An 11,253-nucleotide genomic window follows, 5' to 3' on the forward strand; every position below is an offset into this window, starting at 1 on the left:
ACCTCAGCCCTTCGGCGTCAGCACCAGCGTGTTGACGGTCGCCTCGTCGACGGCATCCGGAGTGAACGCCCACGGCGTCTGGACGCCGGCGGCCCAGTCCTCGGTCTGATCGACATAGTTCGGGTGGAAGGCGTGACCGGATGCCCCGCTGAGATGATTCCACGTCGAGTCGTCGAAGTTGGCCAGATCGATCACCATGCGCATCGACGGGACGGTCGTCGTGGCGTAGGACTCGCCGAGCTCCCAGCCGGTGGCATTGACAACGGATGCTCCGCCGCCGACCGGGTAAGGGCCACGGTTGAAGAGCATCTCGATCGGTGCGATTCCGGAGGATCCGAGGGTGTCGCTGGTGAGTGTGATGGCGTGCAGGCCACCCCAGTTCCACCGTGCGGTGGCCTCGCCCTGCAGCGAGACCAGCTCGTCGTAGGCTTGCTCGGCTGACAGCGCCAGCATCTCGTCCATGCTCGCGACGTCGATCTGCTCGTTCGTCCAGAGGGGGTCAAAGGGGTCATCGAGCATCCCGCCGACGACGAGGAACAGTCGCGCCTGGCTGTCGTGCGGCAGCGGCTCTGCACGATTGGCGAACAGGTTCATCACGAGGTTCTTCCACAGCACGTTGGCGTACGCAGCGCCGGGCGACGTGGGATTGTTCTGGGCGTCCCAGGTGCGCAGCAGCGCGACGGCCTCTTGCGGGCCGGCGCCGTCGACTTCGACCTCGCCCATCGCGGTGGCCAGCTTCTTGCCGATCCACATCTCGTTGTCGTTCTGGATGTCGCGCATGTCCTGTGCGGTGAGGGGGGCGAGGGCCGCACGGCGCTCGATCATGTGGGCGATGCGCTCGGCGCGGTAGCCGTAGTCCCAGTCGCGCGAGAGGAAGTAGTCGTAGTCGTCGGTGACGATGGCGTTGTTCGCGGTGACGATGAACCCGGAACTGGGGTTGTACGAGACCGGAAGCTCTTCGAAGGGGATGAAACCCGTCCAGTCGTAGGCGCTGTCCCAGCCCGGCTGCGGAAGCCATCCGTCACCGGCGCCACGGATGGGCAGGCGCCCGGGTGCCTGGTAGCCGATGTTGCCTTCGATGTCGGCGTAGATGAGGTTCTGTGCGGGAACATCGAACAGGGATGCTGCGCGCCGGAAGTCGTCGAAGTTCTGAGAGGTGTTCAGGGCGAAGATCGCGGACGCGGTTTTTCCGGGTTCGAGTGCGGTCCAGCGCAGACTCACCGCGACGTCGCCCGCGGGAATCTCCGGAGCACCGTCGAGGGGGAGGACAGTGCCGCCGGTTCCGACCACCGGGGTCTCTGCGATCGCGGTGAAATCGTCGACGAGCCCGGAGATGATCGGCCCGTGCACGGTGGAGCGGATGGTGAGATCGATGTCGTCGCCGCCGGCGACCTTGATGGTCTCCTCGCGGACGTCCATCGGCACAAGTGCGCCATCGCGCCAGTACTGATCGCCATCGACCTTCTCGATGTAGAGATCGGCGACGTCAGTGGTGAGGTTCGTGAAGCCCCAGGCGACCTGGCTGTTGTGGCCGATGACGACGCCGGGGAGGCCGGAGAACGAGAATCCGCCGACGTCGAACGGGCACTCGGCGCTGACGGTCGAGCAGCGCAGCTGTACCTGGTGCCAGACGCTCGGGAGGGCAGCGCCGAGATGCGGGTCGTTGGCGAGGAGGGGCATCCCACTCTCGGTGAGTTCGCCAGAAACGACCCAGGAGTTCGAGCCGATGCCTTCGCCCACGTCGCCGATCAGCAGACTCGCGGCTTCGATGACGCTGTCGGCTTCGGCCCACTCGACGGTGGTGATCGCGGTCTGGATATCGGCGTCGTCGTCTGTGGTGACGGAAGCGGGGGCTGCGCCCGTGCCGTCCTCCAGCGGCTCAACGGTCGAGATCGTCGGGACGATGACGGGGTTCTTATCGAAGGGATACGCCGGATAGAGCTTCTCCAGCAGCGCCTGGCTGTCGGCGGCGGCGGTGTCGTCGCCAGCATCCGCCACGAGCAGCGCACGCTGAGTCTCGTCCTCGATGTTGGTGCGCAAGTCCCAGGCCATCGCCTTGAGCCAGGCGACGGAATCTGCCGGCTCCCATGGCTCGACCTCGTAATCGGGGTTCTGTATTCCGAGAACGGCATATTCGAGCGAGAGGTCTGCGCCGTCATGCGAGGCGAGGTAGGCGTTCACGCCCTCGGCGTAGGCGTCGTAGTAGCCCCGCGTCGTCTCATCGAGCGCTTCGACCTCTTGCTCGGCGGTATCGCGCCAGCCGAGCGTGCGCAGGAACATGTCAGTGCCGGCCTGCGATTCACCGAACATCTCGGCGACGCGGCCGCTGGTCACGTGACGGCGGAAGTCCATCTCGAAGAAACGGTCTTGGGCGTGCACGAATCCCTGTGCGTAGAACAGGTCGTGCGAGGAGTCGGCGGTGATGGTGGGGATGCCAAGCTCATCACGCTGCACGCTGACGGCTGTTTCCAGTCCGTCGACCTCGATCTCACCGGACGCCTGCGGGAACGAGCGCTGGATCGTCCACACGACGACGAAGGCGATGATCACCACGATCACGATAAGGGCTGCGACGACGCCGAACGCGATCCGCCCGATCTTCGCAGCGGGGAAGCGCGGCGCGTCGGGTTCCGGATATTCAGTCGTCATCGAGAGCTCTTTCGGGTAGGAGGGTGGGACTCGGTCTCACCGACCCCCGGAGTACGTTTCGGGACGCACTCTGTGATCCTATCCGGGGAAGGACTCCTCGTCAGGTTTGCGCGCGGATGTGCGTGTGCACCTGCGTCCGCGCCGGCACATTTGCAGGGCCGAAGCACGGACGCAGGGCGAAACGCCGACGGATGCCCCTGCAGGTGTGATCTCTCCCTGCAGGTGTGTCCGCGAACAGGGTCAGTCGGTGCCGGAATCGAAGGCTGCGCCCTCGGATGCCGAGTCGACAGCGTCCGAGAGAGCGTCGTGTGTTCCGCCGGAGCCGGAGATCTCGGATGCCTCGCCCGCAGTGACGCGTCCGACGAGCTCGCCCGTGGCGCCGCCGACAAGGCCGAGGCCCGCGTACTGCTCGAGGCGCGAGCGCGAGTCGGCGATGTCGAGGTTACGCATGGTGAGCTGGCCGATGCGGTCGACCGGACCGAAGGCTGCGTCGCCGACGCGCTCCATCGACAGCTTCTCGGGTCCGTAGGAGAGGTTCGGGCTGGTGGTGTCGAGGATCGTCCAGTCGTCGCCGCGGCGGAGGCGGATCGTGACGGTGCCGGAGATGGTCAGACCCACCCAGCGCTGGATTGACTCACGCAGCATGAGCGACTGCGGCTCGAGCCAGCGGCCCTCGTACATCAGGCGACCGAGGCGTCGGCCCTGCTCGTGGTACGTCGCGAGGGTGTCTTCGTTCAGGATGCCGTTGACCAGGCGCTCGTACGCGATGAACAGCAGCGCCATGCCGGGGGCTTCGTAAATGCCACGCGACTTCGCTTCGATGATGCGGTTCTCGATCTGGTCGCTCATGCCGAGGCCGTGGCGTCCCCCGATGGCGTTCGCCTCGAGGACGAGCGCGACGGGGTCGGCGTACTCAACACCGTTGAGCGCGACGGGGCGGCCGCCGTCGAACGTGACCGTGACATCTTCGGTCTCGATCTCGACGGAGGGATCCCAGAACTTCACGCCCATGATCGGGTCGACCGTCTCGAGTGAGACGTTCAGGTGCTCGAGGGTCTTCGCTTCGTGCGTCGCACCCCAGATGTTGGCGTCGGTCGAGTACGCCTTCTCAGCGGCGTCACGGTAGGGGAAGCCGTGTTCGACGAGCCACTCGCTCATCTCCTGACGCCCACCGAGCTCGGTGACGAAATCGGCATCGAGCCAGGGCTTGTAGATGCGCAGGCGCGGGTTGGCCAGCAGGCCGTAGCGGTAGAACCGCTCGATGTCGTTGCCCTTGTAGGTGGAGCCGTCGCCCCAGATGTCGACGCCGTCTTCTTTCATGGCGCGCACGAGCATGGTGCCGGTGACAGCGCGGCCCAGGGGTGTGGTGTTGAAGTAGGTCTTGCCGCCGGAGCGGATGTGGAACGCGCCGCACTGCATTGCGACGAAGCCCTCTTCGACCAGCGCGGTCTTCGCATCGACGATCCTGGCGATCTCGGCACCGTACTCGAGCGCACGGCCGGGGATCGACTCGATGTCGGTCTCGTCTGGCTGACCGAGGTCGCCGGTGTACGTGCAGGGGATCGCGCCCTTGTCGCGCATCCATGCGACGGCGACGGAGGTGTCAAGGCCTCCGGAGAAGGCGATGCCGACGCGCTCGCCGACGGGAAGTGACTGCAGGACCTTAGACATGGTCTCCATTCTATCCAGCGGGTGGGTATGCCCCGGCCGGAGCGTCGTCAGCCCGGCCGCGGCATCCGCTCGTGTCCCAAATCCCAGACGCCCCGCGGCGTATGCGGCGTGTCGGATGCTGGACACGCCGCTGCCGACCCGATCCATCCGGGATCCGGCACGCCCTCTCGGCGCAGCCATGTCCGGTGGGCCAGATCAGATGATGTCGAAGTCGATTCCGAGTGCCTGGTACGTCGGCAGGGCGCGCCGGTCACAGGAAAGCAGGCGGATGCCGGATTCCCGTGCGGCCAGTGCCACGAATCCGTCATAGACCGCTCCGCCAGCGATTCCCGCGGCTGCGAGGAGTGAGACTGCCTCCATGGCGATTCTGGGTTCAAGAGCGACGGAACCAGGGAAAGTTCGCTCGATGATCTGTACGACTCGATCGGGGCTGATTCGCGCGGTGCCTGGCATCTCGTCAGCACGGAGTAGGTCTCGAACAGGGCATGGCCGGACAGCCCGAGTATCAATCCCTGAGTTGTCCCGCTAACGGCTTCGTGGGCGCAATCGCCACGATCGCGGGCTTCGCGCTGGCGGATGCTCTCGGCCCTGAGTTCCGCGCTGGGGCCAGCGGCTTCGCCGCCGGAGCGCTGCTCGTCATGCTCGTTGACTCGATGGTGCCAGACACCCAGTCCAAGGCGAAGGAGCTGACAGGCCTGGCAACGGTGCTCGGCTTTGCGCTCGCCGCGGGCCTGTCACTGGGCGCATAGAGAACCAGCCTGGTCTTTGACCTGTGAGAAGAAGGTGGGGCGGATGCCGCAGCATCCGCCCCACCTTCTTCATCCAACTCGGCACAGAGAGAGATTTTTATGCCGGCGTCGTCTCAGTGCTGAGTCGCCTTCTCGGCACCTACGCCGGTGAGCGAACGCACCTCCATCTCGGACTGCTTGGCGGGGTCTTCCTTGCTCTTGTCAAGGACCGTGCCGAGCCAGCCGAGGAAGAAGGCCAGCGGAATCGAGACGATTCCCGGGTTCGAGAGCGGGAAGATCGCGAAGTTGATGTCTTCCGTCTTCAGCATCGATGTCATGGAACCTGAGACGACCGGCGAGAAGATGATGAGGATGATCGCCGATGCGAGGCCACCGTACATGCTCCAGAGTGCGCCCTTGGTCGTGAAGCGCTTCCAGAACAGCGAGTAAACGATCGTCGGCAGGTTCGCCGATGCCGCCACTGCGAAGGCGAGGGCCACGAGGAAGGCGATGTTCTGCCCGTTCGCGCCGATACCGCCGATGATTGCCACGATGCCGATGATGACCACCGTGCGACGAGCGACCTTCATTTCGGAACCGGGAGCCGGCTTGCCCTTCTTTACGACGCTCGCGTAGATGTCGTGTGCGAACGACGCCGCCGCCGTGATGGTGAGTCCGGCGACGACCGCGAGGATCGTCGCGAAGGCGATTGCCGAGATGAGGCCGAGGAGCAACGGTCCGCCGAGCTCGAACGCGAGCAGCGGGGCCGCCGAGTTCGGGCCACCGGGGGCAGCCGCGATGACGTCGGCTCCGACGAGAGCAGCCGCACCATAACCGAGCACGAGCGTGAACAGGTAGAAGGTGCCGATCAGCCAGATCGCCCACACGACAGACTTGCGGGCTTCCTTCGCCGTAGGCACGGTGTAGAAGCGCATGAGCACGTGCGGCAGGGCCGCGGTGCCGAGCACCAGCGCAAGCGCCAGCGAAAGGAAGTCGAGCTGCGTGGCACCCGAGACGCCGTACTTCACGCCGGGGTTCAGGATCTCGACGTTGCCGGCTGCGGCTACCGCGTTATCGAGCAGCGTCGAGAAGTTGAAGCCATTGATCGCGAGCACCCACACCGTCATCACTGCGGCACCCGCGATGAGCAGCACCGCCTTGATGATCTGCACCCACGTGGTGCCCTTCATGCCGCCGATGAGCACATAGAGGATCATGAGCGCGCCGACGACGGTGATGACGATGGCCTGGCCGAGCTGGTCGCCGATGCCGAGCAGCAGCGAGACAAGCCCGCCAGCACCGGCCATTTGCGCGAGCAGGTAAAAGAAGCACACGACGAGTGTCGTGGTAGCGGCAGCGATGCGCACGGGCTTCTGCTTCAGGCGGAAGCTCAGCACGTCGGCCATCGTGAATTTTCCGGTGTTGCGCAGCAGTTCGGCGACGAGCAGGAGCGCCACGAGCCAGGCGACGAGGAAGCCGATCGAATAGAGGAACCCGTCGTAGCCGTTCATCGCGATCGCGCCGACGATGCCGAGGAAGGATGCTGCAGACAGATAGTCACCGGCGATGGCCGAGCCGTTCTGGCCGCCCGTGAACGATCGACCGGCTGCGTAGTAATCGGCGGCGGTCTTGTTGTTGCGGCTCGCACGGAACACGATGACCATCGTGATCGCGACGAACACGCCGAAGATGGAGATGTTCAGCCAGGGCTCGCCGGGCGAGGAGCCGGCGGTTTCGAAATGCAACATCAGTGGGTCGCCTCCTTGTCGGCGAATGTCTCGTCGGCTTCAATCTCTTCACGGATGTTCGCTGCGATGGGGTCGAGCTCTTTGTTGGCGTAGCGCACGTACCAGGTGGTCACGGCAAACGTGGTCACCACCTGCGCAAGGCCCATCAGGATCGCGATGTTGACGCTGCCGAATACGGGTGTCGACATGAAGTCGTGCGCGTAACTGGCCAGCAGCACATAGGCGAAATACCAGATCAAGCAGGCGAGGAGCACGGGAAAGACGAACTTTCGATGCTTCGAACGCAGTCGTTGGAACTCTTCGGACTTCTGCACCGCGGGGTAGTCGACGGGGGGCGCCGTCTCGTTCTCCGCGCTCAAGGCATCGTTGCCCATGGCGTCTCCTTCGGGGGTCATGGCGGGCGGGTCCCGGCCGCTGCGTGGTGCAGTCGGGCAACTATCGCGCGACTCGACACCGGCATGGGGCGCGCGCCGTTCGTCGTCGTTGAACGGCGGTCATGGTGCGACGAACGGCAGGAGGACGCCGACGAACGAATGATGAGTGGACGACGAGCGATGAGCGGTTACGCTGTCGTGCATGCCGGAGTCGATGCTTGCCGCTGCCGCGCTCGGTGCGCTGGCCGGTGCGCTCGCAGTCGGGCTCGTGCTGTTGTTGCGTCGTATCGTCGGCACCTCGAAAGACCTCGGCACCGAAGCTGAGCAGGCGACTTACCAGACGCTGCATCTGGCATCGCGGGCGGCGGAGCATCTGCGCGGGGGCATTGACGAGACTGACGCGGCCTTGGCGGTCAAGCACCTTCGCGCTCTGCTCGGGTGCGAGAGCCTCGCGATCGCCGACCGCTCCGGCATTATCGCCATTGATGGAGACGAGGCCATCCGTCCTGTCGCTGAACGCCTTGGCGCTGCAGCATCCGCGGGGAATCGATTGCAGGTGCAGCGACGTATTCGCATTGCCGCCGGAGAGATGGATGCTGTCGCTGCACCCATCCGCGGAAGCACCGGTCCGCTCGGGGCGATCGTTGCCTTCTCTTCGCCTGTGCGCGCGGGTCTTGTACGGGCCACAGGGGAGGTAGCCGCGTGGGTCGCGGCACAGGTGGAGCTCGGCGAACTTGATGCCTCGCGTGCGGCGCTCGCCGAGGCGGAGGTGCGGGGGCTGCGCGCGCAGATCAGCCCACACTTCATCTACAACTCTCTGAACGCGATCGCGTCGTTCATTAACACCGACCCCACACAGGCACGCGAGCTCGTGTTGGAGTTCGCTGATTTCACTCGCTACTCGTTCCGACGCCACGGTGATTTCACGACCGTCGCAGAAGAACTGCGATCGATCGACAGCTACCTGCGACTGGAGCGGGCCCGTTTTGGCGAGCGGCTGAAAGTCACCCTGCAAGTTGCACCCGAGGTGCTGCCAACGGTCGTGCCGTTCCTCTCTATTCAACCGCTCGTTGAGAATGCTGTGCGACACGGCCTCGAATCGAAAGAGGGTGGTGGACGCATCACGATCACGGCCGCGGACTCTGGCGCCTTCGCCGACATCAGCGTTGAAGACAACGGCGTCGGCATCGACCCCGAGGTGCTCGCCCTGGTGCTCGCTGGCGGCCCGGCCGACGGTGAGCATGTGGGAGTGCGCAATGTCGACGCGCGCCTGCGCCAGGTATACGGCGACGAGTTCGGCCTCGTGGTCGAGACGAACATCGGTGCCGGTACGCTCGTGCGCATGCGAGTGCCGAAATCGGGGCCGAGGCGTCCCACGGTCCCTGCATCCACCGACGGGAGAGGCGAATCATGATCTCCGTGCTCATCGCCGATGACGAGCAGCCCGCTATTACTGAGCTTGCGTTCCTGCTTGCGCAAGACCCCCGGGTAGGCGTGATCCATCAGGCGTCGTCCGGGTCAGAGGCGATCCGTCTGCTGGCCAGGGAGCCGGTGGATGCGGCATTTCTCGATATTCACATGCCGGGGCTTACGGGCTTCGACCTCGCGCGGGCGCTTGCCCGGTTCGAGCGCAGTCCGGTACTCGTATTCGTTACTGCAGACGAAGAAGGAGCGCTCGAGGCCTTTGACCTCGCTGCGGTCGACTACTTACTCAAGCCCGTTCGTACCGAGCGGCTGCACCGTTCGATCGGTCGTATTGTTGAGGCGTTGAAGGTGGGTCAGGCGCGACAGATGAGCGACGAAGCATCCGCCGCGCCTGAAATGATTGCGGTCACTCTCGGCAGTACGACCCGGATGATTCGACTCGACGACGTGCGATATGTGCAGGCGCAGGGCGACTATGCCCGGCTGCACACGGAGGAAGCGAGCTATCTCGTGCGAGTGCCGATGGGGGATCTTGAGCGGCAATGGGCGGATGCTGGTTTCGCGCGGGTGCACCGTTCCTATCTCGTGTCACTGCCGCATCTCAGCCGGATTCGGCTGGGGGGCGACCGGCCGAGTGTCACTATCGGACAAGCCGAACTGCCGGTGAGTCGGCGGCTGCTGCCGGCGCTACGCTCCCGACTCGACCAGGCAGTCATCCGCCCGCGGCAATGAACGATATGACAGGGTCCGGTGAGGGCGATGTGCCAGAGTCTGGTGAGGGCGACGGATCGCCTGAGCAACCCGCGAGCATGCCCGCACGCGTGCGCGTCACGGCTCCCAGTACCGGTGTGGCCGGAGCAACCACTCGCCCGTTACCGCACCTGGGTCTTCTCGGGCCCACCAGCGATATTGCGGGTGTCTACGTACGCTCACTCATCCGCTCGCAACTGCGACTCGCGGTCGTCTTCGCCGTAGGATTCGTGGTCGCCACGACGCTCTTCGTGCTCGCAATCGTGCTGGTGCCTGGCCTTGATTCGAGCTATCTCTTCGGTGTTCCGGTGTCATGGCTGCTGCTCGGCGTCGGCATCTACCCCCTGACGCTCACTGTCGCAGGTCTCTACGTGCGCGTCGCGTCGCGCAACGAGGCACGCTACCGCTCACTGACGGAGCCGGAGTGAACTCTTTCATCGGCTACGCGGCGATCGCCGCCGTCGCCCTCACCTCGACACTCATCGCTTTTTTTGGTCTGCGGATCTCGCGCACGACGAGCGACTTCTACGTCGCTTCGCGCACGGTGCGGCCGTGGTGGAATGCTTCGGCCATCGGCGGCGAGTATCTCTCTGCGGCCTCGTTCCTCGGCATCGCCGGGCTCATCCTGTTGCAGGGTTCTGACGGCCTGTGGTTTCCGATCGGCTATACGGGCGGCTACCTCATGCTCTTGTTCTTCGTCGCAGCTCCGCTGCGACGGTCAGGTGCGTACACGATCTCCGACTTCACTGAGGCGCGCCTCGAATCGAGGTGGGCGCGACGCGTCACCTCGACGCTGGTGATCGTTATCGGGTGGTTCTACATCGTGCCGCAGTTACAGGGAGCGGCGCTCACGGTGCGCATCACGACGGGACTGCCGTCATGGGCCGGTTCGGTCGCGGTTGCCGTACTGGTCGCCGTCATCGTCGCGGCGGGCGGCATGCGCTCGATCACTTTCGTCCAGGCTTTTCAGTTCTGGCTGAAGCTGACAGCGCTCGCCGTGCCGGTCGTCGTACTTCTGCTCGTGCTCGGTGGCGGCGACCCGCCCGCACAGCTCACGCCGGCCGAGGCATTTCCACCGGCTGTCGGTCCCGGTGACCTTGATATCTACCGCACCGTGTCACTCATGGTCGCGCTGCTGCTGGGCACTCTCGGTCTGCCCCACGTGCTTGTGCGCTTCTACACGAATCCCGATGGTGTTGCAGCCCGACGTACGACCGTCATCGTGCTCGCCCTGCTGTCGGTGTTCTACCTCTTCCCCACCGCATTCGGGCTGCTCGGGCGGGCATTCGCGCCGGATCTGGCTCTTTCGGGCGAGGCTGATGCCCTCGTGCTTTTACTGCCCGGCCGTCTCATTCCAGGCCTCGTCGGCGACCTGCTCACGGCGCTGGTCATCGCCGGCGCGTTCGCTGCCTTCCTCTCAACGTCGTCAGGCCTCGTCGTCTCGCTCGCGGGTGTGATCAGCCAAGACCTGCTCGGCGGTAGTGTGCGCGGTTTCCGCATCGCGGCGATCGCATCGTCACTCATCCCGCTTCTTGTTGCGCTCGCGACCGATTCCGCGGGCCTCGCTGGCAGCGTTGGGCTCGTCTTCGCGTTTACGGCATCAACGCTGTGCCCCATGCTGATTCTCGGAATATGGTGGCGCGGTCTGACTGCTCGTGGCGCAGTCTCGGGAATGCTTACGGGGGCGTCGCTCTCTGGCATCGCCATCCTCGGGGGTCCGTTGCTGTCGTCGGTGGTCCCTGCCCTGGCCCCGTTTCTCGAGCAGCCAGCGGCCTGGACCGTGCCGATCTCCGTGATCGTGATGGTGTTCGTCTCTCGCGGTGACCGTCGCGGCGTGCCGCGCGACACCGACGCGTTCCTCACCCGCCTGCACGTGCCAGAGTCCAGATGACGCTGCTCGGGCCTCGC

The 11,253-nt window shown here is 65.0% G+C and carries 10 protein-coding genes; 5 read left to right on the forward strand and 5 right to left on the reverse strand.

The genetic code is table 11. From position 1 onward, the window contains the following. Positions 1-3: 3 nt before the first annotated feature. The 3 genes from ACSS7Z_RS00690 to ACSS7Z_RS00700 form a co-directional block, all read right to left on the reverse strand. The gene (locus ACSS7Z_RS00690; RefSeq protein WP_438252493.1) at positions 4-2,649 is read right to left on the reverse strand and encodes a penicillin acylase family protein; all 2,646 of its coding nucleotides are present in this window, start codon (positions 2,647-2,649) and stop codon (positions 4-6) included. 240 nt (positions 2,650-2,889) lie between these two features. After that, positions 2,890-4,320 carry an argininosuccinate synthase gene (argG, locus tag ACSS7Z_RS00695; RefSeq protein ID WP_438252494.1) on the reverse strand — a complete coding sequence of 477 codons (1,431 nt, stop codon included), beginning with the start codon at positions 4,318-4,320 and terminating at the stop codon, positions 2,890-2,892. A 195-nt stretch (positions 4,321-4,515) separates the two neighbouring features. Continuing rightward, on the reverse strand, positions 4,516-4,680 hold the full coding sequence (locus ACSS7Z_RS00700) for a PIN domain-containing protein (RefSeq protein WP_438252495.1): 165 nt from the start codon (positions 4,678-4,680) through the stop codon (positions 4,516-4,518). A gap of 176 nt (positions 4,681-4,856) precedes the next feature. Here ACSS7Z_RS00700 and ACSS7Z_RS00705 point away from each other — a divergent pair, with 176 nt between their 5' ends. Further along, the gene (locus ACSS7Z_RS00705; protein ID WP_438252496.1) at positions 4,857-5,069 is read left to right on the forward strand and encodes a hypothetical protein; all 213 of its coding nucleotides are present in this window, start codon (positions 4,857-4,859) and stop codon (positions 5,067-5,069) included. 113 nt (positions 5,070-5,182) lie between these two features. Here ACSS7Z_RS00705 and ACSS7Z_RS00710 read toward each other — a convergent pair whose 3' ends face one another. Further along, on the reverse strand, positions 5,183-6,796 hold the full coding sequence (locus ACSS7Z_RS00710; protein ID WP_438252497.1) for a monocarboxylic acid transporter: 1,614 nt from the start codon (positions 6,794-6,796) through the stop codon (positions 5,183-5,185). Further along, a complete protein-coding gene (locus ACSS7Z_RS00715) occupies positions 6,796-7,170 on the reverse strand; it encodes a DUF485 domain-containing protein (protein WP_438252498.1) in 375 nt (124 codons plus the stop codon). The genes ACSS7Z_RS00710 and ACSS7Z_RS00715 overlap by 1 nt, the downstream gene beginning before the upstream one ends. 202 nt (positions 7,171-7,372) lie before the next feature. On the opposite strand from ACSS7Z_RS00715, the gene ACSS7Z_RS00720 reads away from it, so the two are divergent. The 4 genes from ACSS7Z_RS00720 to ACSS7Z_RS00735 are packed head-to-tail and all read left to right on the forward strand — an operon-like array spanning position 7,373 to position 11,236. Continuing rightward, on the forward strand, positions 7,373-8,584 hold the full coding sequence (locus tag ACSS7Z_RS00720; protein WP_438252499.1) for a sensor histidine kinase: 1,212 nt from the start codon (positions 7,373-7,375) through the stop codon (positions 8,582-8,584). Then, positions 8,581-9,327 carry a LytR/AlgR family response regulator transcription factor gene (locus ACSS7Z_RS00725; protein WP_438252500.1) on the forward strand — a complete coding sequence of 249 codons (747 nt, stop codon included), beginning with the start codon at positions 8,581-8,583 and terminating at the stop codon, positions 9,325-9,327. The genes ACSS7Z_RS00720 and ACSS7Z_RS00725 overlap by 4 nt, the downstream gene beginning before the upstream one ends. After that, a complete protein-coding gene (locus ACSS7Z_RS00730; RefSeq protein ID WP_438252501.1) occupies positions 9,324-9,773 on the forward strand; it encodes a DUF485 domain-containing protein in 450 nt (149 codons plus the stop codon). Before ACSS7Z_RS00725 ends, ACSS7Z_RS00730 begins: the two co-directional genes overlap by 4 nt. Further along, positions 9,770-11,236: a sodium/solute symporter gene (locus ACSS7Z_RS00735; RefSeq protein ID WP_438252502.1), complete on the forward strand. Its 1,467-nt coding sequence runs from the start codon at positions 9,770-9,772 to the stop codon at positions 11,234-11,236. Before ACSS7Z_RS00730 ends, ACSS7Z_RS00735 begins: the two co-directional genes overlap by 4 nt. Positions 11,237-11,253 lie beyond the last annotated feature (17 nt).

The organism is Microbacterium wangyouchuni (assembly GCF_051546305.1).
Classification (GTDB): Bacteria; Actinomycetota; Actinomycetes; order Actinomycetales; family Microbacteriaceae; genus Microbacterium.